Source organism: Pseudochrobactrum sp. XF203 (assembly GCF_020341615.1).
In the GTDB taxonomy this organism is placed as follows: domain Bacteria; phylum Pseudomonadota; class Alphaproteobacteria; order Rhizobiales; family Rhizobiaceae; genus Pseudochrobactrum; species Pseudochrobactrum saccharolyticum.
Genome location: NZ_CP084392.1, coordinates 591,101 through 618,072, shown reverse-complemented (window position 1 = coordinate 618,072; position 26,972 = coordinate 591,101). Strand labels below are relative to the sequence as shown.

Sequence of the window (26,972 nt, the reverse complement as noted above, 5' to 3'; positions counted from 1 at the left end):
GGCGAAAACAAACGGACAATCTGACCAGCTCCTTTAAGGCGCACAGTTTGAAAAGTGTAAACGGCGATGACAAATCAGCGGTCTCCTCTCGATAATCTGAATATGCGTCGTGAGCGCCGTCCGCTTGCATCGCTTGAGGAATTGAACCGCACTTTGTCCGCCCTTGAAAATCATCTTGTCGAGCGGCGGGAGGCGGAAGACTTTTCCCGTCACACGCAGGCTGCCGATGAAACGGCATCACCTGATGCTCTTGAATTTCTGCGTAATGATCCGGCAGTTGCACCGCGCGCACCATCTGCACCGGCTTCTGCGGACAATCCGCACAAGGAAGCTCTGGCTGCTATTGCCGACGAATTACAGCGTTTGCGCGCCCGTACAGAACTGAGACAGGCAGCAGCAATCAGCGAAAAACTGCATCTGTCTGATACAGGTGTGCAGCACAATCCGGCACGCCTTTCCGCTGCCGACCGCTTTATCGCTGGCACCAGCAATCTGTCCGCCAATAACAGCCCGAATACCGATGCAATTATGCGTCGTGATTTTGAGGAGCTGAAGCGGACTGTTGAGACTCTGGCACGGGAAGAATCCCTGCGCCGTATGAGCCATCGCTGGGATGCGCTGGATGAGCGCTTTGACAATTTTGAACAGCAGCAGACTGAAAAATTCCATGCAAGCCAGTCGGCACATATTGATCCGGCTTTGGATGCGATCACGACACGCCTCGATGATTTGCGCCATGCCATTGAACAGCTGCCGGACAATCAGAGCCACTCCCTGCGTCAGCTGGACGAACGTCTGGATGAAATCAGCCGCGCAATTCTTGCGACCAGCTATCATCGCCAGCAGCCGGAGCAGGAAAATGCTGTTTTTGAAGAACTCGATCGCCGTTTTGCCGATCTGACCAGTCATCTGGACGAGCAATATCGCAACAGCGCCCATAAAACCGCGCTGAATGATGACCGCTTTATTCAGGCACTGGAAAACCGCCTCGATCTGATTACCCGTCAGGTCTCGGAACAAACCGCTGTTTTGCAGGCTGTGCCTGCAGCGCCGGCGGCCGATCAGCAGTTGATGCGCAATCTCGAAAAGCAGCTTGGTTTTATCACAGAACAGCTCAGCAAGCCGGAAAGCCTGCTGCCTGAACTGGCAGAGATCAAGCCGCGTCTCGATGTGATTGAACGCGCCATCGACATTAACCGCGACACAGTTCTGAGCGCTGCCCGTGAAGCCGCAGAGGAAGCCATTCGTCAGGTTGTGGACAAAGGCCCTTCCCGCGACACAGATTTTGCCCGCCAGCTTGCCGATGATCTCAAGGCGCTGGAACAACTGACCCGTGATACGGATGAACGTAACAGCCGCACCTTTAACAAGGTTCATGATACATTATTGAAAATTGCCGAGCGTCTTGGACAGATTGAAAAAGACAATCTGCAGAAGCCGCCTTTTGCGCAGCCTTCGCGTCCTGCCGCTCAGTCGCGCGAACAGCATAATGCAACACGCTTTACCAGCCAGTTCTCTATTCCTGAATGGGGCAATGATCCGGAACCAACAGCAGGTAATTCTTCACGCAATGCAGCATTTTCCGCTGTGCCTTCACCGGCTGCAGCGGCTATTGAAGCTGCACGTGCCGCTGTCAAATCCGCTGCCAATCCTGCACCGGAGAAAATAGCTGCAGATACAGAGGCCGAAACAACCGGTACAGCACGCAAATCATTGCTAAGCGGTCTGGCTCAGGCTGTGCGCCGTTCCAAGCCAAACAACCCGACTTCGGCAACAACCGATGCTTTTGAGATTGAAGACGCGGATCTGCTGACACTGGATACCCCGCCTGCGGCAAACCGTATTCCGGTCAAATCCGAAGAAGAAAGCACCGACCAGACCCTTGCAGCAATGCCGGATCTTAACGCCATTATCCGCCGTGTTCGCGATGAACAGCGTGGCCGCGGGCCGGATCATAATCCCTCCTCCGGCAAATCCGATCTTATCAGCGCGGCACGCCGTGCGGCGCAAGCTGCAGCGGATGAAACCGGACGTCTGCGCGATCAGAACCTGAGCGACGGTACTCTGGGCGGCGATATCACATCCGATGAAGACCGCACGACTGCTCCAGACAAGCCAAAGCGCTCCCTGCGCAAGCCGCTTCTGCTGGCTATCGGCGCCATCATCATTGCTGTAACCGGCTTGCAGCTTGGCAACAGCTATCTGACTGAAAAGCAGGACAGCGTTGTTCCGCAATCACCGGATTTGGCCAGTGTGCAGCCTGCACCGGTTAATACCGCTCCGGCTGTGATTGAAGACAAGAAACCTGTTTTGCCGACAATCACCACGCTTGATAATCCGGCGCAACCGGAAGAGCAGACTGCATCCACGCTTCAGATTACCAGCCTGAACCATGGTCCGGTTTATGACGGTACAGAAGCGCAGCCGCTTGGTTCACGCGAATTTCCGACCGAGCCTCTCTCTGCCAGACCAATGACCGGCAGCACACAGGCCGTTATCAAGCCTGTTGTTATTAATCCGCCGGTAGCAGCCGCGCCGGACATGCAGCCAATGCCGGAACTGCCTGCAAACAACACGCCGGTTCACACGGCTCAGGCTGAGACAACAACACCGGATCAGACGACAACGCAAAGCCTGCCGCAAAAGAGCGAAGCTGCTGCAACGGCGAAACTGACCGCAGTCCCTGCTGTGCCGAAAGAAGCCGGCCCGATTGCACTGCGCAATGCCGCCGAAAGCGGCGATGCCCGTGCTCTTTATGAAATCGGTATGCGTTATACAGACGGCCGCGGTGTTGCCAGCGATTTTGCGGAAGCTGCCAAATGGTATGCTCTGTCTGCGGAACGCGGTTTTGCACCTGCCCAGTACCGTCTTGCCAATTTCAACGAAAAAGGCCTTGGTATGCCGCGCGATGCGATCAAGGCAACACAACTCTATGAGCAGTCTGCTGCACAGGGCAATGCCAGCGCCATGCATAATCTTGCCGTGCTCTATGCTATGGGGCCGGACGGCAAGGCAGATCATGACAATGCTGCCAAATGGTTCTTCCGCGCTGCAGAACTCGGCGTAAAAGACAGCCAGTATAATCTGGGTATTCTGACCGCTAAGGGTTTGGGTCGCACGCAAAATCTGGAAGAAAGCTATAAATGGTTCGCATTGGCTGCCAATGCCGGTGATACGGACGCGGCTGACAAGCGTGATCAGATTGCAAAATCCCTCAAGCCTGAACAGCTGGAGCGGGCAATCAACCTGACCAAGCTCTGGAAGCCGAAGGACATGATTGAGGATGCCAACTCGGTCAGCATTCCGGATGCCTGGGCTGATGACAAAGCTGTCACCACAGCTTCCGTCGACATGAAAAAAGCCGTCCGTAATATTCAGCTGATCCTGCAGAAAAACGGTTATGATGCAGGCACGGCAGACGGTGTTATGGGCAATAAAACCAGAGAAGCGATTTCCGCTTTTCAGAAAGCCAATGGCATGAAGCCGACCGGCGAAGTGGATCAGAAACTGGTTGAAGCACTGCTCGCCAAGAACAGCTGATTTGCACCGGCAACAATCAGTAATAACAAGAAATCATCCCCCTTTGCCGTGCTGGCAGAGGGGGATTTTTACGGCGGTTACGCATAAAATTGCGGCCTAACTGCAACACCTGCCGCACACAATCTCCGGTGACTATTCAGGCTGACGGTTTCGCATCATCTTATGCACAGTGATGGTTTGACTTGGCGCTGCCAAAGGCGCAGAAAATTAACAGTTTTTTGCGACGATGGGTGTGTTGCATTCAAAAAGCACGCAAAAAACGACATCAGCATATGTATTTTCAGGTTTAACGCCGCAAATGGCGGTTAAACTCAGAATTCTGTCAGGTCACGAAGAATAACCGCCCGCCGCCATCGAAAAGCTGCAAAGTCTGACGATAGGCCGGGTATTATTTTCGGGAGAACTCTGCGGGGAGCTTAGCTGTACACCGGATAAAGGGATACAGATTTCAATCTCCGGCAGTGTCATAGTAATGGTAGTGGGTCGTGGGTATTTATCTGCCAATAGCAGAAATTTCAGTCAACATGCTGGTTCTTCTCGGCATGGGGGCGGCTGTCGGCTTTTTGTCAGGTCTGTTCGGCGTTGGCGGCGGATTCCTGATTACTCCTCTGCTGATCTTCTACAATATACCACCCGCTATTGCTGTTGCCACCGGCGCTAATCAGGTTATCGCCTCCTCCGTTTCCGGCGCGCTTACGCATTTCAAACGCCGGACGCTGGATTTCAAGCTTGGCATATTGCTGGTGATCGGCGGTCTTGTCGGTTCTCTGGTCGGTATTTACATATTTTCGCTGTTGCGAGATCTCGGTCAGCTCGATCTGATTATCTCCCTGCTTTATGTGGTCTTTCTCGGCTCTGTCGGTGGCCTGATGGCCGTTGAAAGCTGGCGCACCCTTCGCCGCAACAAAGACGGCAAAGCACCGGATGTCCGCCGCTCGGGGCAACATAACTGGATTCACCGTATGCCGTTCAAGGCGCGGTTCCGCGCCTCGATGATCTATGTCAGTATTATTCCGGTACTGGCCATCGGTTTCTGCATCGGCCTGCTCTCATCCGTAATGGGTGTCGGCGGCGGTTTTATCATGGTTCCGGCGCTGATTTATCTGCTGCGCGTTCCGACAAATGTGGTTGTTGGTACATCGCTGTTTCAGATCACTTTTGTGACCGCATTCACAACGGTGATGCAGGCAACCAATAACCATACTGTTGATATTGTACTGGCCTTTTTGCTGATGGTCGGCGGCGTGATCGGCGCGCAATATGGCGCAAGAGCAGGACGCAAATTGCGCGGCGAGCAATTGCGTATGCTGCTGGCATTGCTGGTTCTGGCCGTTGCTCTGCGATTGGCTTTCGGCCTGTTCATTCAGCCGGATAATCTTTTCTCCATCGGCTTTGCGGATGAGTAAGATGAAACAGATCATCCGCAAAAGCTTACTCGCAACTGTTTTGCTCACCGCACTGGTACCGCTCCAGAGCGGTAATGCCGCGACACGGATAAAAGAGCGCGGACAGGAAATGGCTGCGGTCACCAATCTGCAAGACCCGCAGCAATTGCCTGAAACAATCGAAATCGGCCTTTCGACAGAAACGATTGCCATTGCTTCCAATTTCAGCGGCACCAATCTGACAATTTTCGGTGCGCTGGATAATGCCGATCCGCTGATCCGCAGGCAAGGACGCTACGATATTATCGTGGTGCTGGAAGGCCCGCAGCGTAATCTCGTCGTTCGTGAAAAGTCACGCTATCTCGGCGTCTGGGTTAATGCGGATTCAGAAACATTCACATCTGTGCCGCTTTCCTATTCTCTGGCATCCACGCGACCTCTGCAGGATATTACCGACGAGAAAACCTATCGCCAGCTTTCGCTCGGCGTCAATTATTTCGCGCTGAACCCTGAATATGGCACGCTGACAGATCCGAATGCCATGCGCTTCGGGCAGGAGTTGCGCGATCTGAAATCCCGTCAGGGACTTTACAGCCAGAAAGTCGGCTCGGTCGAATTTGTTTCGCAGACTTTGTTCCGCGCAACACTGGCGCTTTCAACCAATGTGCCGGTCGGGCGGCATAAAGCCCGTGCGCTGCTGTTCCGCCATGGCGTGTTCATCGGGGAAGCTAATACCCATCTCAATATTGTCAAAGCCGGTCTCGAGCAGCAGATTTTTGAGGCGGCGCATCAATATAGTCTTGCCTATGGTCTGTTTGCCGTTTTTCTCGCCGGTCTCACAGGCTGGCTCGGACAATTGCTGTTCCGTAAAGACTAGAGCATTTCACAGTCAAGTTGGATCAACTTGACGGCAGTGATAATGCGACCAAATAAAGAATTTAGAGCGAGCGCTATGATCCAATCTGGACGTAAACCGCTCTAATTAGTCAGGTCGTAAAAAACGCGGATGTACAGTGAATATCCGCGTTTCACTGCGCAAATGCACGTCAAAACCACTCACATCAAACAGCCCGCGGAATGCCTTATCCAGCACGTTAAGGCTACCCGTATAGGCACCAAATGCCGGCATGATCAGGCGGTGCCCATTATTGACAAAACAAGAACGCCGTACACTGCGCCCCTGCCGTATAATCTTTGCTACGGGGTGCAAATGACCAGCCACCTCACCGGGATTATCTCCCGCAAGCGGCTCGTGCCTGAAGATCAGACTGCCAAGCCTGAATTGCGCCATGCTCTCCCCTTCAAGCCCCGCCGGATGTACCGGATCATGATTACCCTCAATCCATAGCCATTGGCGGCTTTTCATAATCTGGCGAAGCAAACCGGATGCCTCATCTGCCAGCCGCGATGCGCCATGACAATCGTGAAAACTATCTCCGAGACTGATGACACAAGATGGCTGATAATCATCAATGATGGTCTTGAGCAGCGCTAATGTGGCCAGCGTATCATAAGGCGGCAGCATCATGCCGCGCTTAGCAAAGAATGACCCTTTTTCCAGATGCAGATCAGACACCACCAGCGTCCGGTATGACGGCAGGTATAATATCCCGCGCGGATCGAGATGGCACAGCGTATCATTGATGAGAATATCCGCGCCGCCCTGATGCGCCTGCTTAATCACACTTGTCAATTTTCCAGTGCCTCACGGGTCATATCTTCCAGCAAATCGTCATCTGTTCCGGCAACCCGTTCTTTGCCGATTTCCAGCATCACAGGCAATGCCAAAGGCGAAATATGCGACAGGTTCCGATGAACAATGTCATCGCGTACACGCTGCAACATTGTTCCGAGACGGGCAATGTCCAGCAGCCCCGTTGCGGCCTCTGCCCGTGTGGCTTGCAGTAAAATATGATCCGGTTCGTGGCTGCGCAACACATCATAGATCAGATCGGTGGAAATCGTCAGCTGTCTGCCGGTCTTTTCCTTACCCGGATGGCGCCGTTCAATCATACCGGAAATCAACGCACAATTGCGGAAAGTGCGTTTCAGCAGATAGCTTTCATCCAGCCATGCTTCCAGATCATCACCGAGCATATCCTGATCGAACAATGCGTCCAGCGATAATTCACCACCTTCCATCATCGCGTTCAGATCACGCGCCGCCCACAGCCCCAGCGAATAATCCGTTGCCACAAATCCCAGCGGCCTCGCACCTGCCCGATCCAGCCGCCGCGTCAGCAACATCCCCAATGTCTGATGCGCCAGCCTGCCTTCAAACGGATAGCACACCATATAAAACCGGTTCTGGCGCGGAAAAGTCTCAACCAGCAATTCGTTCTGTGCCGGTAACAGAGAGCGGTCACGCTGCAATTGCAGCCAGTCACGCACCTGATCCGGCAATTGCTGCCAGCTTTTGTCATCCGCCAGCATCGCACGGACTTCCGAGGCCAGATAGGTTGAGAGCGGAAATTTCCCGCCCGCATAGACCGGCACTTTCGCATCCTCGCCGGAGGCCTGCGACACCAGACATTCATTGTCGCGGATACCTTCAAAACGCACAGTCTGACCTGCAAAAAAGAACGTATCGCCTTGTGTCAGCGTTTCGAGAAAATACTCTTCGATACGCCCTAATATCCGCCCGCCGCGCATGGGGCTGGCGGCGCTTCCTGCAAGTTTCCGCCCCTTACGGATCATGCGGATATTCAGTTCCGGCGCTTCAACAATCGTACCGATATTGAGGCGATATTGCTGTGCAACTTTGCCATTGCTGACACGCCAGCGCCCGTCCGGCATCGGGCGGATTTTTGCAAACCGCTCATAGACACGCAGCGCATAGCCACCGGTTGCCACAAAATCCAGCACATGATCAAACTGATGACGGGATAAATGCTGATAGGGTGCTGCCGAGCATATTTCTGCGTAAAGCACATCCGCATGAAACGGTCCGGCACAGGCCATGCCGAGTATATGCTGCGCCAGCACATCCAGAGCACCGTCGGCCAGAGGCGGCGTATCCTGCACCCCTTCTACATTGGCAACCAGCGCCGCATTGCATTCCAGCATTTCAAAACGGTTTGCAGGCACCAGAACTGCGCGGCTTGGCTCATCCATACGGTGATTGGAGCGCCCAATACGCTGTGCCAGTCTGCTGGCACCTTTCGGCGCGCCAATATGGATAACCAGATCGACATCACCCCAGTCGATCCCCAGATCAAGGGTCGAGGTTGCCACAACTGCGCGCAGAGCATTGCGGGACATCGCCTCCTCCACACGACGACGCTGTGTGGCATCCAGCGAACCGTGATGCAGGCCGATCGGTAAGGTCAGCTCATTGATACGCCAGAGCTCCTGAAAAATCCGCTCTGCCTGCGATCTGGTATTCACGAAAATCAATGTCGTGCGGAATTGCCGGATCAGTTCATAAACATCGCCGAGTGCATAGCCGGCACTGTGACCGGCCCATGGTATCCGCTCGCCGGATTGTAATATGCTGATCTCCGGCTTTGCGCCGCCCTGCACAGTAACCAGTCCGGCCAGTGCAGGAGTATCACTCTGCGTAACCAGCCAGTGACGCAGATCATCCGGCTCTGCCACTGTTGCCGACAGGCCGATTGTCTGCATCTGCGGTGCAAGATTGCGCAGCCGTGCCAGCCCCAGTGCCAGCAACTGCCCGCGTTTTGAAGTAACCAGCGCATGCAGCTCATCAAAAATTACGAAACGCAAATCCGCAAAGAAATCTGCCGCATCTTTGCCCGCCAGTAACAGAGCCAGTTGCTCCGGTGTGGTGAGCAATATATCCGGCGGCGCCAGTTTCTGCCGCTGCCTTTTATGGACAGGCGTGTCCCCTGTACGGGTTTCAATAGTTACCGGCAGCGCCATTTCCGCAACCGGCTTCGCCAGATTGCGTTCAATATCAACAGCCAGCGCTTTGAGCGGCGAGATATAAAGTGTGTGAATACCGGAACGGCGCGGCTGATTACGCGCACCGCTCTGCGCGCGCAATGTCAGATCAGTCAGTGCAGGCAAAAAACCGGCCAGTGTTTTACCGGCTCCTGTGGGTGCAATCAGCAATGTAGACTGCCCCGCCAGACTGCGCTCCAGCAATTCACGCTGGTGTTGGCGCAGCTGCCAGCCTTTATCCGCAAACCACTGTGCAAAGACAGCGGGCAGAACATCATGACCGGAAGATTTATCGGCAGCGGATATTGGTTTCACAGGGTGAATGTAGGGTGCATCCCGACAGGTGTGAAGTCCCGTTTGTGCTTAAAGCGTCACGGATTGATCTCTGTTCAGACAACAGAAAGCCGAAACCGTACCAGCTCAGCATTTTTGGGCAATAAAGACATAACCATCGAGATATTCTCCGCGATCAAGACGCAGAGCAATGCGCTGATAATCCAGCAATTCAAAACGACTGACTTGTAATAAATTTTCGATATAGCGGGCAGAATGGGTAAAACGTAAAGACGGCTGCAAAATCATATCATCACATGAACCGTCTGAACTCTGCGCTTCAGACCGGTCATGTGTTTCCACCGAGAAGGCAAACACCCCTCCTCTCCGCAAACACTCCGCTGCCAGGGCGAAAGCGCGCTCCAGCTGGCCGATATAGATAAACACATCGGCAGCAAGGATCATATCCGGTTGTGGCAGAGCCTCATCGACCAGATCCGCCTTGCGGCACTGGTTTACATCTGCCTTAATCAGCCTTGTATAAATCTGCTTCTCATCCGCCTTTTTCAGCATGGCTTCTGAGAGATCCGCACCGCTCAGCAAACCGCTGCGCTGATGGATTTCCTCTCCCATCAGACCGGTGCCGCAGCCCAGATCCAGTACATGCTGATAGCTGCGCTCCGGAAAATGTCTGGTAATCAGCTCCGCCAGTTTTTGCGGCCCGCAATATTGCAGTTTATCGACCAGAGATTCTTCAAAATCCGGCGCATAGGCATCAAACAGTGCCTCAATATAGGCAGGCGGTGCCGCATCCGGTGTTTCACCAAGGCCGCATTGTGCCAGTTTCAGCGCCGCGCCAAAACGGTCTTCAGGATCAAGCTTCAGCAGCTGTCGCCAGAGAGCCACAGCTTCATCTGTTTCGCCCGCATTTTCATGCATTTCGCTGAGCATAAACAGACCCGCAGGCCATTGCCGGAACTGAGATGTCAGATAATCAAGCGACTGGCGCATCAGGTCGGCTGCTGCGGAATGGTCTCCCGCCTCAGACATCATGACCGCATAATGAGCACGGCGATCCGCTATCAGATCACCGGAAGAGAAAAATGCCCGCGCCATTCTTACCGCATTTGTTGCAGAGCACGCGATATGCAGTGATGCGGGGCATTTGACAAGATATTTTTTGAAACCCGAACGGATTTCACACAGCCAATGCGGGTTCAATTTTAGTGCTCACTGCAAACAGGCGGCCGCATCGATCCGCACCGGCTACGGTCTTGTTTAAAGCTGCATCCGGTCTATGTTATTTCCATGCGTCCCGAAGAGCTGCTGCACCCTGCCCCTGAGGGGCTCTATTGTCCGGCCGGTGATTTCCATATCGATCCGGTGCGACCGGTTGACCGCGCGCTGATTACCCATGGCCATGCCGATCATGCCCGTGCAGGCAATAATCATGTGCTGGCGACAAGCCAGACGCTGGATATTATGCGCATCCGGTTTGGCGAGCATTATGCGCGCGCCAGTCAGATCGCTGATTACGGAAAACCGCTTAATATCAACGGCGTTACAGTCACCTTTTATCCGGCGGGTCATGTATTGGGCTCCGCACAAATTGCAGTGGAATATCAAGGAACCAGAATTGTCGCCTCCGGCGATTATAAACGTGTTGCGGACAAAACCTGCGCACCGTTTGAACCCGTGGCCTGCGATATATTCATTACCGAGGCCACTTTCGGCCTGCCGGTTTTCCGGCATCCGCGACCAAGCGATGAAATTGCCAAGCTGCTGCAATCCTTACAGCTTTTGCCCGAACGCAGCCATATTGTCGGTGCCTATGCGCTTGGCAAGGCACAACGGGTTATCAGCCTGCTGCGACAGGCCGGTTATGATGCCCCCATCTATCTGCATGGAGCTTTGGAGAAGCTTTGCCAATATTACCAATCTCAGGGTGTTGCCCTCGGAGAACTCCGTCCTGCAACTTCAGAAACAACACATCAAAAAGCAGATTTCGCGGGCAGCCTGATTATTGCCCCGCCTGCCGCAATGGCTGACCGCTGGTCAAGACGGTTTCCTGATCCTGTCAGCTGTTATGCCTCCGGCTGGATGCGTATCCGCCAGAGAGCCAAACAATCCGGTATTGAACTGCCACTGATCCTTTCCGACCATTGCGACTGGGATGAGCTGACTGATACGATCACGGAACTCTCCCCTTCGCAGGTCTGGGTGACACACGGGCGCGAGGAAGCTCTGGTACGCTGGTGCACTCTCAACTCCATTACAGCGAAACCATTGCATCTCGTCGGCTATGAAGATGAGGCAGATATATGAAAGCCTTTGCCGCATTGCTCGACAGGCTGGTACTCACGCCGCGCCGCAATGAAAAGCTGCTATTGCTGACCGAGTATTTCCGTGCGCAACCTGATCCTGACCGCGGCTATGCACTGGCCGCGCTTGCAGGCACACTTGAGTTAAACAGTGTAAAACCCGCACTGTTGCGCGCACTGACCATGACACACGTCGACAGCGAATTATTTGCCTATTCCTATGATTATGTCGGCGATCTCGCGGAGACGATTTCTCTGATCTGGCCTGCTGCCGATAATGTGCAGCCGGTCAATGACTTGTCCCTCGGCACTGTTATCACAACACTCCAGCAAACATCGCGCAATGCCGCGCCGCAACTGGTTGAGACTTTGCTGGATGCGCTTGATGTCTCTGAGCGATATGCTCTTTTGAAGCTCGTCACCGGCGGCTTACGGATCGGTGTTTCCGCAAGGCTGGCAAAGCAGGCACTTGCGGATTTCGGTCAGGTTGAACTCAGCGAGATTGAGGAATTGTGGCACGGGCTGACCCCGCCCTATGTCAGCCTGTTCAACTGGCTCGACGGCAGGAGCAGCAAGCCGGAAAATAATAATCCGGCACCGTTTCGTCCCGTCATGCTGGCGACGCCGCTGGATGAGGCTGAAACAGAGAAACTCACGCCGGAGGATTTTGCGGCAGAATGGAAATGGGATGGTATCCGCGTACAGGCCGTCAGTGAAAACGGGGTCAAAAAGCTCTATTCCCGCAGCGGTGATGACATTACCCACGCCTTTCCCGATATCGTCTCAGCCATCCGTTTTGAGGGCGCAATTGACGGAGAATTGCTGATCCGCCATGCAGACGGCAAAACAGAACCAGCCTCTTTCAATGCTTTGCAGCAAAGGCTGAACCGTAAAACTGTCACTGCCCGTCAATTGCAGGATTATCCTGCCTTCATCCGTGTCTATGATCTGCTGCATCGCGGCAACCGCCTCACCGGATCGGATTTGCGCAATCTGCCTTTTGCGCAAAGAAGGCAGCATCTTGAAGACTTTATCAAAGAGCTTGATCCGTCTTATTTTGATCTTTCTCCCCTGCTCTCCTTTCGGACATTTGCCGAGCTGCGGCACCTGCGCAACCACCCGCCGCATGCCGTGATTGAAGGGCTGATGCTCAAACGTACGGACAGCATTTACAGTGCAGGGCGACCAAAAGGCCCGTGGTTCAAATGGAAACGCGATCCCTATATTATCGACGCCGTTCTCATTTACGCCCAGCGCGGTCATGGCAAGCGTTCAAGCTATTATTCCGATTTTACATTTGCAGTCTGGTCTGATGCCAGTGAACAGGCACAGTTACTCCCCATCGGCAAAGCCTATTCCGGCTTTTCCGATGAGGAAATGAAACAGCTCGACCGTTTTGTACGGGAGAACACAATTCAGCGTTTCGGGCCTGTACGGGCTGTCAGGGCAGACCGGCAGCACGGGCTTGTTGTAGAGGTTGCCTTTGAAGGGCTTAACCGCTCCACACGCCATAAATCAGGACTGGCTATGCGCTTTCCGCGCATTTCCAGACTGCGCTGGGACAAACCACCGGCACAAGCCGACAGTATACAAAATCTGATGCAGCTACTGCCGGATAATTGATTATTCTACGGTTTTAACCCGGATTGTATAAATATCGACGCTTTTGCCGGTGCCGTTAATATCACTGGTCAGGACAAGACGACCGGAACTGTTTGCCGACGATACTTCAGGAACCGGAAGATCAAACAGCAGACTGCTTTGCTGGTCGGTCACATCATAGCGCTTGCGTCCGCAATCGCCCAGAGAGCCCAGATCGCAACTGACAGACATTTGCACGGTTCCGCCGTCGTCACTGCGCACCATGACTTCAAATGTCGCCTGCTTGCCTTCAAGCTGATCCAGCACACCCTGACCAATGTCAAAACTGGCCGTATCTGTTGCAGTCGGCGATTTAATACGGACATAACGGGCATTGCCGGAACCGCCGATTTCAGCGGTAGCTTTTCCCTGAACAGAAATACGATCCGGCTGTGCAGGAGTAAAAATTGTCACCCAGTCTTTGCTGTCAGCCTCATTACCCTGCATCGCAGGACCGGCATTGCCCGATTGCGAAAGCGGTGCGTTTCCTACCGGCCCGATGGTGACAAAACTATTATAGAGCGACCAGCCGATCAAACCGGCAGTCACCAAAAATGCCAATGGCAGCGCCAGAGAGAAAATACGAGATTTTTTGCGTTTTTTAGGTTTTGCAGGTTGGCTGAGCCCCTGTTCATAACCCAGATCAGGCTCGGCCTCCGCTTTGCTTTTACGCTTACGGGAGCCCTTACCCTCAGAGCGTACATCACTATGATCAAGATCAGGAACACCCAATCCGCCATCATATTGCGACGCAGGAGCAAGCATTTCCTCATCAGAAACACGGTTCGCATTCGCGCGCATTTCCTGTTCGATATGGGAAATTGCGGCCTTCAGCTTCTCGCGCCGCTCAGCACGTTGCGGGTCTGAAAGCTGGGCATTCGCTGCCATAGCGCGTTCATGCGCGCTCCAGACGGATTCATAAATCCGCTGGCGCATAGCCGGATCAGACGAATCCGCCTTGGTCAAAGCGTTGCGTATTGCACTTTCGATGCCCTGCAAAATTGTCCCTTCCTACTACCGGCTTGATGCGCTGTTACTCTTATTGATGCACGAATAAGCAGACCAACGCATTAACTTATTTTTAAGTCTTATGAAATCCTAACTATCACGGGGATATAAAAAGATTATATACGATCTTAACATATTGTTCCACAAAGACTATTTGTGCAAAAAACCTCTATTTCCGAAATATGCCGCACCGGCGCATCTTTAGTAAAATTGCCAGCATGGCATAAACATGTTCATTCTGCATATTTCACAGTAAATATTACATATAAGTCAACCGCCAAGCTTCACTGAACTAAAATGATGCGGTTTTTTATATTTTGCCTTTGACATCCTGCAATCCTTACCAGCAATATACCGTTTACGTTTACGTCAATTACGGGACTGCGACATGGCTCTACCGGATATTCTCAAAAACAATCTGCGCTTACCGGCAATCGGTGCACCGCTTTTCATCATCGCCAATCCTGCACTGGTTATGGCGCAGTGCAAAAGCGGCATTGTCGGTGCATTTCCGGCGCTGAATGCACGCACCGCCACACAGCTGGATGAGTGGCTGGCAGAGATTACCGAAGGACTTCAGCAATATAATCAGGAAAATCCTGACCGACCCGCAGCCCCTTTTGCCGTCAACCAGATTGTGCACCGCTCCAATCTGCGTTTGCAGCAGGATCTGGAATTATGTGTCAAATATAAGGTTCCGGTTGTTATTTCCTCTCTCGGCGCAGTGCCTGAGGTTAATGCTGCAATTCACTCCTATGGCGGGATTGTTCTGCATGATGTTATCAATAACCGCCATGCCAATTCAGCCATCCGCAAAGGCGCGGACGGACTGATTGCTGTCGCCGCCGGTGCCGGTGGCCATGCGGGAACACTGTCCCCTTTCGCGCTGATTGCTGAAATCCGCGAATGGTTTGATGGTCCTGTTGCCCTGTCCGGCGCCATTTCCAGTGGCCGTGCCATTCTCGCAGCACAGGCAATGGGCGCAGATCTTTCTTATATCGGCTCGCCTTTTATTGCGACCAAAGAAGCCAATGCTGTTGATGCCTATAAGGACATGATCGTGCAATCCAGCGCGAAAGATATTGTCTATTCCAATTATTTTACCGGCATTCATGGAAATTATTTGCGTCCGTCCATTGAAGCCGCAGGAATGGATCCTGATCACTTACCGGAGGCTGATCCGAGCAAAATGGACTTCCATAAAGCCACCACCGGTGCAAAAGCCTGGAAAGATATCTGGGGTTGCGGTCAGGGGATCAGCGCAGTCAAAGAAGTGCTGCCCGCCGGAGAGTTGGTGGAACGCTGGATTGAGCAGTATAAAGAGGCAAAATCCGCGCTTTGCCAGGCTCAATAAGATCGTCAATTTGCTTCAGAAAACAGTACTATAGCTGAGATTTACTCCCTGACAAAATAAACAATCTTGTTCATTTTATCAGGGAGTTTTAAACTTCGAGAATGGCATAACGGAAACCGCTTCTTTTTGCTTTTGCGCCTTGCAATCAGAATGAGATTTCGCTATCACGCGCCCGAACAGACTGCATAAAATCAACGCATTCTGTGCGGGAGCATCTCCCTGCCGCTTTAGCTCAGTTGGTAGAGCACATCATTCGTAATGATGGGGTCACGTGTTCGAGTCACGTAAGCGGCACCACAAAATACCAAACAAAAACAACAATATAAGCTAAAATCAAATTATGGCAGATGTTCGAATTTTCTTCACCTGTCACCTATGTGTCACCACCACTTAAACCTTCGTGACACTCAGCCCAAATGTGGGGCGAGCAACCTTTCACTCAAATCGAATGGCTGAAATCAACCAACCCAGATTGGTGCGATTGGTAAAAATTTACCGGGGTTGGTACGGATTTCACGGTTGATAAAATTATCAACGCTGGGCGCCTCTATTTCACAAGCACCCAGCGTACATGTAATGCCCGTTAAGCTGTCCCCACAATGGAGATGCCTTTTTCAGAAAACTCCGAATAACCACTCGCCACACGGCGCGGATAGAAGTACATCCAGATTTAGGCGCATTAGGTATTCATAGTTTTATGCAGCCCCTTGACCACCCGTCGCCCCTCTGCCAGCTTGCGGCAAATTGAGGGGAACTATGACAACTGTAAACCGGATCGGGACAAAGCGGAAAGCGTTTTGCGCAAACTGCAAAGGTGATCGCCACTGTGAAATTAAAGGGCATCATCGTGAAAGCGAATCTGATCACCACATGTACTGGTGGACTGACTGGTATTTATTAGTGTGCTGCGGCTGTGATCATATTTTTGCAGAGTCGGTTTCAAGTGACTCCGAATCTCACTATCAAGTTGGTATATCTCCTGACGGAGAGCCAGAGTACGAACACCATGAAGAGATAAGAAGCTGGCCTGCACGCTTCAAGCGCGATAGGCCAAGCTGGCTTGAAGGGCTACACAAATCAATCAAGCATAATAAATCCCACGATTTTCAATCGTGTTTGCTCCAAGTCTATGAAGCTCTGGATCATGATTTAAATATTCTTGCCGGTATTGGCACTCGAACAGTGTTTGATATTGCCACAGAAATTCTGGGCATTGATAGTGAACTTCCATTCATTGAAAAACTAAATGAGATGGTTGCTAAGAACCTTATTACCAGCTCACAAAAAGACCACCTTGAAGTTGTTATCGATGCAGGCGGTGCATCTGCACACCGGGGCTGGCTCCCTCATGTAGAAGACCTCAACACACTTATGGATATTCTTGAAAGCTTTATTCACGATTCATTCGTGCTACCAGCTAAGAAAAAAGCTACTGACGAGAGTGTTGCTAAAGTTAAGGGAAAGGTGCCGCCCCGCAAGTCTAGGAGCGGGACAAAAAAGTCACTAGCGACACCTAAAACGCCCGCCTGAATAGGCGGTCGAACAATTGCGAGTGAACTTGATGACATTAGATATGGTTTCCTTGACTTTTATAAGCAGGCATATCATTTGTGATGTAAGTTATAGAGCCAAGGAGGTTGCAATGGCAGTAAGCGTCTTATCAGCCGCCAAACACATGGCTGAGCGTTCCGGCTGGTCTTTATCAAATTTGGAACTGCAAAAACTAATTTATTTAGCTCACATGTTTTTCCTAGGAAGAACAGGGGAGCCGTTGGTCAATGGTCATTTTGAGGCTTGGGATTACGGCCCTGTACATCCAGAGTTGTACCGCGTAGCGCGTATCTTTGGGCGCAATAAGGTCGAGAACATATTCCATAATACTCCTGATCTACCTCGTGGAAGAGAACAGGAAATTCTTGATGAAGCTTATGATAATATCGGCAAAGTTGGAGCTGGTCGATTAGTCAACGCAACCCATCGCAAAGACGGCGCATGGGAAAGGAATTACGTTCCAGGCGAACGACACAGTTTAATCCCTACGCAACACATTATTGAAGAATATCAGGGGTTATAAAGCTTGAGCAGTCACAACGAAGAACATAAGTTTTCAGACATTTTTTCTGACACGTCGGACCTTCGTGATGAGCAAATTGCTGAACTGCAGGAACGCTTAACTGCGGAAAAGGACGCCCGCAATGAGGAAAGATTTATCTTCATTGCGGTCACGGTAATTCTATTGAACGTTGTGTTTTTCAGTGTGATGCCTTCTTTCGGCGGGCCAATTGCTCTCTTAATTTTAGAGTTACTTGTTCTTATTCCACTTGCTAGCAGACTCGGCATGGAAGAAGTAAAGCAAATACTCAGCCGCGCCCTGGATCGAGTAGCTAGCAATGCCCAGGATCCATCTGACAGCGGTTAAAAACTCCTATTCAGGAGTTATAATTTCGAGTACCTAGACCACCATATCCTCTATATCCTTCAACGTTGCCCAGTGGCGAGTTGCCGGCTGAGAGCTAATCGGTTCAGGGGGGGGGGGCTATACTTCACCTGCTGGCACGACCAATCCTTCAAGCTCCGAAAGTATCAGCGTCCGCAGTGTCCCGCGTATCGGCCACGGCCTGAGCGCCAAAGAGCGGCGACGGAGAGCAGCAAGATCAATCTGATCGAATGCTGCCATAAAGTCACCGGCACGCTTTTCTGCTAAGTCTGGCCGCTGGATAACGATATCTGAGACGGCGCCTATGGTTTCAGACCACAGCTCATCAATATTGCCGTTGCTTTGCTTTATGGTTTTCACAACAAAGACCAAATGCCCCTCGCCATGTGCATCCCGTATGGCTTTCATTGTGCCACGGGCATGGCTCTGGCCACGCGCTCTACGCCGGTATGTTGGCACCAGTTTAACGCCTAATTGATCCATCAAGCTATCAAGACGACCTTTAGCCATAAAGCACCTCTCATATTAGTTTATTACAGGCAGTATTCCCGCCTTCTGGGATTTTGTTATGCTGACGGATAGACGCGATTTTCCGCGCCCCATTTGTCAACCGTCGTTTTCTCCGTCGGCTCCCAGAGGATCACGCCCAGATCGTAAAGCCTCACCCGCTTCTCTGAACTTGCCTTGTGATCGAGCAAACGCCCCATTTAATCCCTTCTCAATCTCCACGCGCAATTTCACATCGCGCGTTACCGCTGCGGGGATGCCGGTAAGTTCTGCGCGTAGTGTTGCAAAAACATTTGAGACGACGGCTTCAACGTCTTCCATATCGACGAGGCGACCTTCCTCGCGTGCAATCCGCAGCTCCACCTCTCTTTGCCGCGCGGCCTTGAGTCCGCTGTCGGCAGCTGATTTTGATGCTTGCTTTTCTTCGTCTCTCAAAAAGCGGATGTAGCCTTGAACCGCGTCGATAACAGCGTACTTGCCTTTACCAATCTTGGGTATGTAACCGGCGTTTACAAGCTGCCGGATACGCTCAGTGGAGAGCATAAGCAGCACTGCTATTTGCGAGGCATTGACGGTAAAATCTTTTAAGTCAGACATGCCGGTTTCGAACCTTCTTTGACCGCGGGAACACCAACACCAACCCCGATTTTCCAAATTTGAAAAACACTCATTTATGGGGGTGCAGCGTGCCCGCACAGCTTGCCTATGGGGTAAGGTACCTTTTCTTTGCCCCTTAACGTCACGATGCAGAGGCGCACAGAGCGGTGAAGGCAAACGAATGATTGGGTGCCATGAGCCGCTCCGCACTCGCACAGGCCGCTCTATCGCACAAATGGATAAGCTTGTTGTTGAACTGATCGAGGCGAGTAAGGGCGCGGTCTCACTCGCCTCGCTACGTCTGGGGACTGCTGGGATGGAAACCCGTTTTCCAGACGATTAGATTAGGCATCAATACCGAGAAAGGCGCGTGGATCGAGATCAACACGGCGAGTAACTGGTCGTCCACTAACTTCAGCCGATACAATGAGGGCTTCTTCCTGACGTTCAAGTTCCAGACGTTTATGTGCAATCGTGCGTGTTGCCGCGTCTTGTTCGTCCACAGTCATCGCGCCGCTAAGATCAAGATCGGCAATCATCTGATCAACCTTGGCTTTTAATTGATCGCGCAGAAGCCAAGCCCAGATATCACTACCGGCATCGCCTATAATTGCGCCGTTGTTGCCCGTGCGTAAGAGCAACTTTTCACTAAGTCGTAACGGAGAACCGCTGCGGGATTGTGGATGAATTGTTAATGCACCTTGCTCTGCCACATTATCAATTTCGGCGTAAGCTTGGGCACGCAGTACTTCGGCCGGCGTAGGAGCAGCTTCAATATGTGCTATCTCCTCAGTCAACTTCGCAATTTCAGACCGAATTGAAAGAACCGCAGCATAAATGTCGCTCTTAACTCTGGGCGTAATGCTCTCGACTTCTTTGAAGCTGCCATGACCACCGAAACGAGAAAGCCACTCCTCTACTTCCGGTACATAATCATATGAAGAATAACGCTTTGCTGCTCTTTCTTTATCAGATACAGCGGCTTTTAGAGCGCTCTCAGCCTTATGTACCGGCGCCATTATACGCGCGGTGAGTTTATCGTCTGCGGCAGGCTTTGCGACAGTACCAGCATCAAACGAATAGCCTCTGGGCGCCTCGAGCTGCCTGTTTGCTACACTCTGCGCGCCCAACAAGTCTGTACGGGCTTCACGCTCAGCATCCGAGGCGCGAAGATAGAGAATGTGGGCATCCTCACGGTCAGCACGCGCGCGACGAAGTTTTTCGGCCGCCATATCAGGCAATCCGGTCGAACCAGCAACAGCAGAGGAATTAATCCCCGCAGAGGCATCAAATGCTGCATTTAGATTTGCAACGGTATCTGACAAAACTTGTCGGGCTTTTAAGAAACTCATAACATTGTCTCCACCGGTTGTTCTTTACCAAACCGTAGCAGGAGCACATTGCGAGATCGTCTGACAGAATACGCCATTGACTGCCAGAGAAAGAAAAACAGCCCAAAGGCTGCCGTTATTGTCCAAATAGTCTCCGCTTATTCACCCATAGCCTGCCACCAACTTTGATGGATATGTCCCTCTCCCGCACCCATCGCCAAAGTGTCCGCTCAGATATTCGTGCTACCGCGGCCGCTTGTTGCGGGGTTAGCCAAGAACCATCATTCAGATCAATATTCAGAGCACAAATTGGCCAGTGAGGGTCTGTATTATCGTAGAGATCCATGTTTCGCGCCGTATCGTTTTAGATGTGGATCGCGTGATCCGTTTCAGCATTAAGTGCATCCGTGGTGCGCTTCCAAAGCGCTTTGTTGTTTTGCTCCGGCGTCTTTCTAATCGCTGCATATGGATCGGAAGTTGCTTCAACAGAGCAAAGTGTTGCGCTCATTAATGGCTGATCGACAGTCTCTGGCGCCCCAACATTCTCAGCCAGCGCATCGTATGCGACAAGCCCTCCTGGTGCATTACAGGCTCTGAGAGCATCACGTGGAAAATCAGCAAATGACGAAATTGTATTGAATGGCCGTACCGTGTGCAAAAGCGCGATAGCCGCTGCCGGTGTCATGTCTGTATTGAAGGCCAAATGCTTCGCTGCCTCCATACGCTTGGCGGCTACTGGATCACTCAATATAGCACTGATGCGGCGGCGCTCTTCAATAGCTCCACTCTTCTCGCCTAAGCTCAGGGCTTCCGCACGCGCTTCACTAACGGAGATTGTTGTCGCGGGCATAAGCGGGTCAGGTTCTGCCAAAGGTGCGGCATTTGCCTGCACTTCTGCAAATACAGCTTCCGCACGCTTTAAGATTTCAGCGTTAGTTGATCCAAAACCCATTGCTTCATACGCAGTAGCAACAGCACTGACAAATTCAGCGTCTTTTCTAAGCGGATGAAGTTCTCTGCCTAAAATATGTTCAGCGGTAGTAAGTAAGTGTGGCGCAATATTTTTCACACGAATATCCTTCACAAAACGTAAAAGACGTATAGTATTCTATATGTAAATAAAGTAACACAACCCGCAAAATCTATCAATTTATTAAGCGGCAACAACAAAATAATAAATAAAAATTACGCTAAAATATCATTTCACTACTAATAGTCGACAAGCCAATTCCTGATCTTTCCATTTAAATGAGAACGTATCAGAGATATCAAACCAGCCTTCATGACTTTCACTACCATGATTAGCCCCCATACAGGAGCATTGGCATTCGTGACCTTGTGCATTACGACACGCCGGTGAACACTTTTCCATTATACGAAAAGGTTGCACCACATATACTCGACGATACCTTTGAAGGCACTTATTTACAAAGTCATTAAACCATGACTGCGGAAGCTCCCATTGCTTACGTTCTTTTAGCCAAACCGGAGAAGTTCTTTTACCAGACTGGAGCCATCGCCTATTATCGTCTGCATATGGTACGCGAACGTATAATTTATGACCTTTACCAAATCTCAAAGCTACGGGTGTGTGCCCCTGCACTAAAATTTTACCAAACTCGATTTCGTTCATGTCCACCCCCAGAGAAATCAATACTCAACAGTGACAACATATAAAAAAGCGCAAACCAATAAGTCTGCGCTTTCTAAAACCATCAAATCGGTTTGAAGATACTTTCGGGATTGTCAGACCTTAGACGCGACCAGAACTCGATGGCATATCTATCAGTCATTCCAGCGACAAAATCACATACAATTCTTGCTTGCTCAGAACGCTTATCTTTTGCCAACTCGTATCTTTTCCTGACATCTGAAGGCATCAAAAGCTCACCCTTGGGTCCCATAAGAGCATCAAAAATCTCTTTAACCAAATCCGTTCCTCTGTACTCCCCCATTTTGACACGGTTAGAAGTTACAGCCGCTTGGTAAGTGTACTCTTTAAGAACCTCTTTTTTGAAATTATTTTCTTCATCAAGAGATACAGTACTTAATGCTGGACATTCATGATTATATTCCAGCCTGACATTTTTAATAAAATCATGAACTAGTTGTGATGATAGTGCTGTCCGAAAATAACCACTTTCACATAGTTCTTCTGATGTACGGTAAGCTAATATGAAAGAGATAAGTGGACTTTCAGAAGGACCATAATTATCGCTAGTGACTTTATCAAATAAATCAGTGAAAACCGCCAAAACCTCACCTGTCTCGACTTTTCGTTCAAGCCTCTCACCAACTTCATTCGCTACACGAATTAATAAATCCTGATCACTTGCAAGTATACCTGCTGGTGTTAAAAATTTAGCTTTTAGACAATCCTCAAGATCGTAAACCGAGTAAGCAATATCATCTGCCAAATCCATAATTGAACACTCAATAGTGTTAAATTTACCGGCTTCAGGAGCAGCACAACCATTTAAAACAGCCTGCTTAATTCTATCAACAATAAGCCTTTCACTGTTGTAATAACCCTTTACGAGTTTCGCGCCTTTTTGTCTCGTAGAAGGGATCTCTCTATCATATTTCAAAACAGCAGCTAAAGTGCGGTAACACAAATTAAAACCGGCGCGTTCATCACCGTCGACTTCCTTGCCCTTCTCATAAGTTTTCTTTTTTTCAAGACGAGCTAAAATTCTGAGTGTCTGTGCGTTCCCTTCAAAGCCCCCATACTCAAGCATTGCAGCATCGAGCGCACGCTCACCATTATGCCCAAAAGGCGGGTGACCAATATCATGGACCAATCCAGCTGTAGCGCACAGCTTACCGTCAATTATATTACCATTGAGTTCTTCACGAAAATTATGATTAATCTGATCAGCAATACCTTCTGCGATCTGCGCAACCTCTAGAGAGTGGGTGAGCCGATTTCTAAAAAAATCGGATTCTCTAGTTGGGAAAACCTGTGTTTTTCCCTGTTGGCGACGGAAACTAGCGCTATGAATTATACGACCATAGTCTCGGGAAAAGCTCGGACGATAGTCCGCCTGCTGCTTTTCTTCACCAGATACTTCTCGGTCATAGTCACTGTCGTTGTATAATTTTGCCCCCACTGACATCGATCATACTTTCTTTTTAACAGCTTCAATCTGAGTTGCGCGTTCTGACCTTTTTACAGAAGCATTCTCGGAATTGGCTTTCTTCTTTTCTTCTGAAATTCTGATCGCTTTTCTCAAAGTATCCATTTCAAGAGAAGCTTTTCTTCTAGCATCGATGACGGCTGCGTAAGACATTTTGACCATCCCTTTATTATCAAACTGCGTTATTAAGACTCATTCATTATTCGAGTAGGAATACCAGCTTTTCTAACGACATCCGCCATGTGACTTGTTGTCCCTACGTGCCCAGTGAACGTTATTCCAGCATCAACATCCAATTTTTCAATGAAGAGCCTCAGCTCCTCCAAACCTAAGGTAATATCGAACGCAAACCATCGGCTCGCGTCACCTGGGACAATTACGGATGATGTAGATACACTGCGACCAGTATGGAGCTGCAATAGCCATACCTCAGAACCATCGAATGCCCATTCAAATCGAACTGCTCCAAGAGCCTGCCTTAGGAAGTTTTTTAATTCAGAAACCAAAGCTATTACTTCAGCGGGAAGGTCCTGTGGCAAATCAACGCCCTGCATAAACCCATCGCCAAAACCACGAACTCCTTCGACAAGCAATTCGCCATTTGCATCCTCCATCGCTGCCCCCGACCAAACGGCATCAACTGAATGCTGTGAAATCACCGATGCAATGGCCTTATGGTCAGGATCCTCTAATGACATTACTTTATAAGGATCACTCCAACCAAAAGTTGTGGAGTACTTTCCAGGCACCTGTTCTGTTGGACATGTACGCATCCAAACCTCACCAGTTGAGGTTGGCGCCCCAAACGTAAACGGAGCTACTCGTCGCGAAAATACCTGTGTCAACGGAACCTTTGCTCCGACAAACCATCCGATCAACAAGCCATATACTTTATCTCCCAACAATCTGGAAAAATCGTTAGGCCACGTGATGGATGAAGGCACAGCCTGCACTTCAGCAAGTTTCTCGTATTCCCAAAAAATGAGATGTGAGTTTTTCCAACCACGTCTAATTGGATGCACACTAAACTCAACTCTTGATGCGCCAAGATCAGGAAATTTCACATCAAAGCCATAGACGGCCTGCAACAGCTGCTCAGCAATTTTCCGTGGCAACGATGCGAATCCAGGCTTTTCAACACCTCTTGGAGTAGCATCCGGCCTAAACTCAACAACATCCCCCATAACGACACCGGACACGCCACCATCGGAGACATCAATGGTCTCATTAAGAATAACAAAAGCATCCTCTTGTATATGGCGCATCACATGTCCTTTAATGACCTCGACATCTGATAATCCATACAAAAATTCTCGGCTTTGCATTTCCTCAGCATTATAGCTTCTGATATTTATCGTTCCGGAATTACAAGCTGACAACAATGCCTCAATTGCAAATTCCAAACTTCCGAACGAATGGTTGGCATTGTAGCCTTTCACACGCGAGTACTGCTGCTCGGGATCACCCGCGACTGGCGCAAAGCTCACAAACTGTGCAACATTGTACGTATCCGCCAATGCATCAAGACTTTCGTCTTTACGAAAAAAAGCCATTTGGGCCTCAAAACTTACTAAAATCAACGGAATCGGGTGTTAACACGATAGCAAACCAATATCACAATGATAACTATGCATTTCAGTCATAAATTATGTGCCCCCCACTATAACTATCATATTGCCTAGCGCTCACTTTAAGCATGTGACTATGAGGACTTCATCCTCAAACTCCTGACTGGGGGATAATCCCCCAGCCTAAACGGACCACCGTCCTGTTACCTGCTACAACAAGAACTGATTATGCCGCCCCTCCACCGCTTGGAACGGATGCGATCAAATTTAATTCACGTTGAACCGCATTAGAAAACCCTAAAAGCTGCACATGCTGCTGCTCATCCGTGAGACCAATCCGAGTAAGATGCTTGCGGTTAGCAGCAATGACCTGTTTCCAGTACAAGTCAGCATCCTCACCTTGTTTTTTATAAAGCAATGAAGCTGTGTGTCTGACTTTGCCGACTCGCGCATCGAGTGGAAATACCAATACCTTGGGCTCGGGCTGCCAGTCCAAAAGAGGAAGTTTATTCTCGCTCATTGATTACCAACCTCCGCAATCTGATCTTGTGTATCCAGAGAGCAGTCAGCACTACCCCCTATGGTATATCTATATGTGTCCGATGGGTGCGCCTGTGAAACTAAAGATATAGCTCTGACAGGCGCATGGGTGCTCCTGCAAGGGGCTTTTCGCTCCTCTTCTTCTTGGTCACAGTACGATGGGTGCGCCTGTGTGTCCGATGGGTGCGCCTGTTGTTTTTTCTTTGGCTCCCATCTCATGAAGGTTTTTGTGGGTAACTCGCCGGTTACGTCACACCGATATTCAGTTAGCCGCCACTCTGTTACAGCCCGATTTTTAAGGCTAAAGGCCGAAGGTTTCTGCTTGTTAATAAACCCAACCTCAAGAAGCTTATTTAATGCTCGCTTGGCAGTATCACGCCCCATATTTAGCTCATCAGATAGCTCACGGCAGCCAAGCCCAATGTAACCGTTATTCATGCCGTCATAACGCCATTTGAGTTCAAGATAAGCGCACCGCTCAATTGGCGTGAGCGCTTTCCATGCAGCAGAACGCTTCACGTATGCTTCAATCATAATAAACTTGGATTTACCCTTGCGCTTATACTTACTCATGCAGACCTCTTTCTGGCCTGCGCGGTCTTGGCACAGCGGGTGGCCTGTCTATGATGCCACTTGGCAAAAGCGAGGTGAGCGCGACCTATAAGAATGAGGATTAAGCGCATTGGCCTGCTCCCGCGCTGTGCTCAAGGGCTTCATTCCATGTATCAAGACTGGACTTGATGAAGCGCTGCAGCTGGCCGGCCGCAAAAATGATATTCGAGGCATCACTTTCAGACACAAAGTAAAATTCACGATTGCCGGTTACGGACGAGTGATCTTTGTCGAAGACATCATGGAGCAATCCGCCAAGGATTGAAGCCATATTCTTTGAATCATTGATTGGATTCTCAAGATTGAACAGAGCTTCGTTTATCTTAGGCGCTATCACCGTAGTTGCCTGCGGAACACTCTTTGTGTTATTCCTCTGCATGTTCTTCATCCCTGCTATGGTTTGGTTTGAACTTTGGCTCGGTATTGAGGTTGCCGCCTCTGCCGAGCCTTTTGCTTTACGGTTCATGCTAAGCTCCGCTCAGCCGTCGAACTAACAGGCTTTGACAGCCGAGCCTCTGCCCATGCATCCAGATCATCCACGTGATAAAGAGGGATGCGCCCTGAATATTGCATTGCGGGACCACCACCAACTGTGGCCATTTTATTCAGTGTTCTAAGTGCTACAGGGATACCGAATTTCCCCATCAGATAGGCAGGAACTTCATTGCGACGAAGGCGTGGGCGCTCATTCATAACTTTTTAAATCCTCTTCAGGTAAATTGGCTACAATTTGTAGTCAATTTACGATAACTACATAATGTTGCTACTATGTCAAGGTGGATAGCTACATTATGTAGTTATTAACTGTCGGGAAATTT

Annotated in this window: 26 protein-coding genes and 1 tRNA gene; 10 read left to right on the top strand and 17 right to left on the bottom strand. The window is 50.4% G+C overall.

The window, feature by feature from the left end:
• Window positions 1-66 precede the first annotated feature (66 nt).
• The 3 genes from LDL70_RS02620 (at window position 67) to LDL70_RS02610 (ending at window position 5,802) form a co-directional block, all read left to right on the top strand.
• Window positions 67-3,540, top strand: a complete 3,474-nt coding sequence (locus LDL70_RS02620) for a peptidoglycan-binding protein (protein WP_225686804.1) — start codon at window positions 67-69, stop codon at window positions 3,538-3,540.
• 485 nt (window positions 3,541-4,025) lie between these two features.
• On the top strand, window positions 4,026-4,946 hold the full coding sequence (locus LDL70_RS02615) for a sulfite exporter TauE/SafE family protein (RefSeq protein WP_022711093.1): 921 nt from the start codon (window positions 4,026-4,028) through the stop codon (window positions 4,944-4,946).
• Between the two features lies 1 nt (window position 4,947).
• Complete coding sequence (locus LDL70_RS02610; protein WP_370637756.1) at window positions 4,948-5,802, top strand: TIGR02186 family protein; 855 nt, start codon at window positions 4,948-4,950, stop codon at window positions 5,800-5,802.
• Between the two features lie 105 nt (window positions 5,803-5,907).
• Here the strand turns inward: LDL70_RS02610 and pdeM are convergent, their stop codons facing one another.
• From pdeM to LDL70_RS02595, 3 genes are all read right to left on the bottom strand, one after another.
• Complete coding sequence (gene pdeM / locus LDL70_RS02605; protein WP_370637755.1) at window positions 5,908-6,618, bottom strand: ligase-associated DNA damage response endonuclease PdeM; 711 nt, start codon at window positions 6,616-6,618, stop codon at window positions 5,908-5,910.
• The gene (locus tag LDL70_RS02600) at window positions 6,615-9,143 is read right to left on the bottom strand and encodes a ligase-associated DNA damage response DEXH box helicase (protein WP_225686802.1); all 2,529 of its coding nucleotides are present in this window, start codon (window positions 9,141-9,143) and stop codon (window positions 6,615-6,617) included. The genes pdeM and LDL70_RS02600 overlap by 4 nt, the downstream gene beginning before the upstream one ends.
• 105 nt (window positions 9,144-9,248) lie before the next feature.
• Entirely contained in the window at window positions 9,249-10,217 is a 969-nt protein-coding gene (locus tag LDL70_RS02595) for a methyltransferase (RefSeq protein WP_225686801.1), read from the bottom strand.
• A 192-nt stretch (window positions 10,218-10,409) separates the two neighbouring features.
• Here LDL70_RS02595 and LDL70_RS02590 point away from each other — a divergent pair, with 192 nt between their 5' ends.
• Window positions 10,410-11,426: a ligase-associated DNA damage response exonuclease gene (locus LDL70_RS02590; protein ID WP_225686799.1), complete on the top strand. Its 1,017-nt coding sequence runs from the start codon at window positions 10,410-10,412 to the stop codon at window positions 11,424-11,426.
• On the top strand, window positions 11,423-13,045 hold the full coding sequence (locus LDL70_RS02585) for a cisplatin damage response ATP-dependent DNA ligase (RefSeq protein ID WP_225686796.1): 1,623 nt from the start codon (window positions 11,423-11,425) through the stop codon (window positions 13,043-13,045). The genes LDL70_RS02590 and LDL70_RS02585 overlap by 4 nt, the downstream gene beginning before the upstream one ends.
• Here the strand turns inward: LDL70_RS02585 and LDL70_RS02580 are convergent, their stop codons facing one another.
• Complete coding sequence (locus LDL70_RS02580; protein WP_225686793.1) at window positions 13,046-14,062, bottom strand: hypothetical protein; 1,017 nt, start codon at window positions 14,060-14,062, stop codon at window positions 13,046-13,048.
• Window positions 14,063-14,459: 397 nt separating this feature from the next.
• Here LDL70_RS02580 and LDL70_RS02575 point away from each other — a divergent pair, with 397 nt between their 5' ends.
• The 5 genes from LDL70_RS02575 to LDL70_RS02555 all read left to right on the top strand — a co-directional run bounded on the left by LDL70_RS02575 (window position 14,460) and on the right by LDL70_RS02555 (window position 17,844).
• Window positions 14,460-15,425 carry a nitronate monooxygenase family protein gene (locus tag LDL70_RS02575; RefSeq protein WP_151158480.1) on the top strand — a complete coding sequence of 322 codons (966 nt, stop codon included), beginning with the start codon at window positions 14,460-14,462 and terminating at the stop codon, window positions 15,423-15,425.
• Between the two features lie 221 nt (window positions 15,426-15,646).
• Window positions 15,647-15,722 (top strand) — tRNA-Thr (locus tag LDL70_RS02570).
• A 459-nt stretch (window positions 15,723-16,181) separates the two neighbouring features.
• Window positions 16,182-16,955: a DUF4145 domain-containing protein gene (locus LDL70_RS02565; RefSeq protein ID WP_225686790.1), complete on the top strand. Its 774-nt coding sequence runs from the start codon at window positions 16,182-16,184 to the stop codon at window positions 16,953-16,955.
• Between the two features lie 112 nt (window positions 16,956-17,067).
• Window positions 17,068-17,499 carry a Panacea domain-containing protein gene (locus tag LDL70_RS02560; RefSeq protein ID WP_225686787.1) on the top strand — a complete coding sequence of 144 codons (432 nt, stop codon included), beginning with the start codon at window positions 17,068-17,070 and terminating at the stop codon, window positions 17,497-17,499.
• Between the two features lie 3 nt (window positions 17,500-17,502).
• Window positions 17,503-17,844, top strand: a complete 342-nt coding sequence (locus LDL70_RS02555) for a hypothetical protein (RefSeq protein WP_225686784.1) — start codon at window positions 17,503-17,505, stop codon at window positions 17,842-17,844.
• Window positions 17,845-17,961: 117 nt separating this feature from the next.
• Here the strand turns inward: LDL70_RS02555 and LDL70_RS02550 are convergent, their stop codons facing one another.
• The 13 genes from LDL70_RS02550 to LDL70_RS02490 all read right to left on the bottom strand — a co-directional run bounded on the left by LDL70_RS02550 (window position 17,962) and on the right by LDL70_RS02490 (window position 26,847).
• Window positions 17,962-18,372 (bottom strand): hypothetical protein, encoded by a 411-nt coding sequence (locus tag LDL70_RS02550; protein ID WP_225686782.1) that lies wholly within the window; start codon window positions 18,370-18,372, stop codon window positions 17,962-17,964.
• Window positions 18,373-18,468: 96 nt separating this feature from the next.
• Window positions 18,469-18,966, bottom strand: a complete 498-nt coding sequence (locus tag LDL70_RS02545) for a terminase small subunit (protein ID WP_225686780.1) — start codon at window positions 18,964-18,966, stop codon at window positions 18,469-18,471.
• 344 nt (window positions 18,967-19,310) lie between these two features.
• Complete coding sequence (locus LDL70_RS02540; protein WP_225686778.1) at window positions 19,311-20,318, bottom strand: hypothetical protein; 1,008 nt, start codon at window positions 20,316-20,318, stop codon at window positions 19,311-19,313.
• 115 nt (window positions 20,319-20,433) lie between these two features.
• A complete protein-coding gene (locus tag LDL70_RS18030; RefSeq protein WP_225686776.1) occupies window positions 20,434-20,643 on the bottom strand; it encodes a helix-turn-helix domain-containing protein in 210 nt (69 codons plus the stop codon).
• An 18-nt stretch (window positions 20,644-20,661) separates the two neighbouring features.
• Window positions 20,662-21,366 carry a hypothetical protein gene (locus LDL70_RS02530; protein ID WP_225686774.1) on the bottom strand — a complete coding sequence of 235 codons (705 nt, stop codon included), beginning with the start codon at window positions 21,364-21,366 and terminating at the stop codon, window positions 20,662-20,664.
• 129 nt (window positions 21,367-21,495) lie between these two features.
• Window positions 21,496-21,930: a hypothetical protein gene (locus tag LDL70_RS02525; protein ID WP_225686772.1), complete on the bottom strand. Its 435-nt coding sequence runs from the start codon at window positions 21,928-21,930 to the stop codon at window positions 21,496-21,498.
• An 82-nt stretch (window positions 21,931-22,012) separates the two neighbouring features.
• Window positions 22,013-23,413, bottom strand: a complete 1,401-nt coding sequence (gene dgt, locus LDL70_RS02520; RefSeq protein ID WP_225686770.1) for a dGTP triphosphohydrolase — start codon at window positions 23,411-23,413, stop codon at window positions 22,013-22,015.
• Window positions 23,414-23,416: 3 nt separating this feature from the next.
• On the bottom strand, window positions 23,417-23,587 hold the full coding sequence (locus tag LDL70_RS02515; RefSeq protein WP_225686760.1) for a hypothetical protein: 171 nt from the start codon (window positions 23,585-23,587) through the stop codon (window positions 23,417-23,419).
• Between the two features lie 32 nt (window positions 23,588-23,619).
• Complete coding sequence (locus LDL70_RS02510) at window positions 23,620-24,987, bottom strand: hypothetical protein (protein ID WP_225686758.1); 1,368 nt, start codon at window positions 24,985-24,987, stop codon at window positions 23,620-23,622.
• A 241-nt stretch (window positions 24,988-25,228) separates the two neighbouring features.
• Window positions 25,229-25,522, bottom strand: a complete 294-nt coding sequence (locus LDL70_RS02505; protein ID WP_225686756.1) for a DUF6074 family protein — start codon at window positions 25,520-25,522, stop codon at window positions 25,229-25,231.
• Window positions 25,519-26,115, bottom strand: coding sequence for a hypothetical protein (locus LDL70_RS02500; protein ID WP_225686746.1), 597 nt, complete (start codon window positions 26,113-26,115; stop codon window positions 25,519-25,521). The genes LDL70_RS02505 and LDL70_RS02500 overlap by 4 nt, the downstream gene beginning before the upstream one ends.
• 100 nt (window positions 26,116-26,215) lie before the next feature.
• Window positions 26,216-26,620, bottom strand: a complete 405-nt coding sequence (locus tag LDL70_RS02495; protein WP_225686744.1) for a hypothetical protein — start codon at window positions 26,618-26,620, stop codon at window positions 26,216-26,218.
• Window positions 26,617-26,847, bottom strand: coding sequence for a hypothetical protein (locus tag LDL70_RS02490; RefSeq protein WP_225686742.1), 231 nt, complete (start codon window positions 26,845-26,847; stop codon window positions 26,617-26,619). The genes LDL70_RS02495 and LDL70_RS02490 overlap by 4 nt, the downstream gene beginning before the upstream one ends.
• Window positions 26,848-26,972: the final 125 nt, after the last annotated feature.

Bases quoted from the DNA above. Each gene is read 5' to 3' on its own strand.
- LDL70_RS18030 (WP_225686776.1), bottom strand. From the start codon at position 20,643: ATGGATCTCTACGATAATACAGACCCTCACTGGCCAATTTGTGCTCTG.
- LDL70_RS02610 (WP_370637756.1), top strand. From the start codon at position 4,948: ATGAAACAGATCATCCGCAAAAGCTTACTCGCAACTGTTTTGCTCACC.
- LDL70_RS02550 (WP_225686782.1), bottom strand. From the start codon at position 18,372: ATGGCTAAAGGTCGTCTTGATAGCTTGATGGATCAATTAGGCGTTAAA.
- dgt (WP_225686770.1), bottom strand. From the start codon at position 23,413: ATGTCAGTGGGGGCAAAATTATACAACGACAGTGACTATGACCGAGAA.
- LDL70_RS02490 (WP_225686742.1), bottom strand. From the start codon at position 26,847: ATGAATGAGCGCCCACGCCTTCGTCGCAATGAAGTTCCTGCCTATCTG.
- LDL70_RS02505 (WP_225686756.1), bottom strand. From the start codon at position 25,522: ATGAGCGAGAATAAACTTCCTCTTTTGGACTGGCAGCCCGAGCCCAAG.
- LDL70_RS02585 (WP_225686796.1), top strand. From the start codon at position 11,423: ATGAAAGCCTTTGCCGCATTGCTCGACAGGCTGGTACTCACGCCGCGC.
- LDL70_RS02495 (WP_225686744.1), bottom strand. From the start codon at position 26,620: ATGAACCGTAAAGCAAAAGGCTCGGCAGAGGCGGCAACCTCAATACCG.
- LDL70_RS02620 (WP_225686804.1), top strand. From the start codon at position 67: ATGACAAATCAGCGGTCTCCTCTCGATAATCTGAATATGCGTCGTGAG.
- LDL70_RS02515 (WP_225686760.1), bottom strand. From the start codon at position 23,587: ATGTCTTACGCAGCCGTCATCGATGCTAGAAGAAAAGCTTCTCTTGAA.
- LDL70_RS02590 (WP_225686799.1), top strand. From the start codon at position 10,410: ATGCGTCCCGAAGAGCTGCTGCACCCTGCCCCTGAGGGGCTCTATTGT.
- LDL70_RS02560 (WP_225686787.1), top strand. From the start codon at position 17,068: ATGGCAGTAAGCGTCTTATCAGCCGCCAAACACATGGCTGAGCGTTCC.
- LDL70_RS02540 (WP_225686778.1), bottom strand. From the start codon at position 20,318: ATGAGTTTCTTAAAAGCCCGACAAGTTTTGTCAGATACCGTTGCAAAT.
- LDL70_RS02525 (WP_225686772.1), bottom strand. From the start codon at position 21,930: ATGAACGAAATCGAGTTTGGTAAAATTTTAGTGCAGGGGCACACACCC.
- LDL70_RS02565 (WP_225686790.1), top strand. From the start codon at position 16,182: ATGACAACTGTAAACCGGATCGGGACAAAGCGGAAAGCGTTTTGCGCA.
- LDL70_RS02510 (WP_225686758.1), bottom strand. From the start codon at position 24,987: ATGGCTTTTTTTCGTAAAGACGAAAGTCTTGATGCATTGGCGGATACG.
- LDL70_RS02500 (WP_225686746.1), bottom strand. From the start codon at position 26,115: ATGAGTAAGTATAAGCGCAAGGGTAAATCCAAGTTTATTATGATTGAA.
- LDL70_RS02545 (WP_225686780.1), bottom strand. From the start codon at position 18,966: ATGTCTGACTTAAAAGATTTTACCGTCAATGCCTCGCAAATAGCAGTG.
- LDL70_RS02595 (WP_225686801.1), bottom strand. From the start codon at position 10,217: ATGGCGCGGGCATTTTTCTCTTCCGGTGATCTGATAGCGGATCGCCGT.
- LDL70_RS02575 (WP_151158480.1), top strand. From the start codon at position 14,460: ATGGCTCTACCGGATATTCTCAAAAACAATCTGCGCTTACCGGCAATC.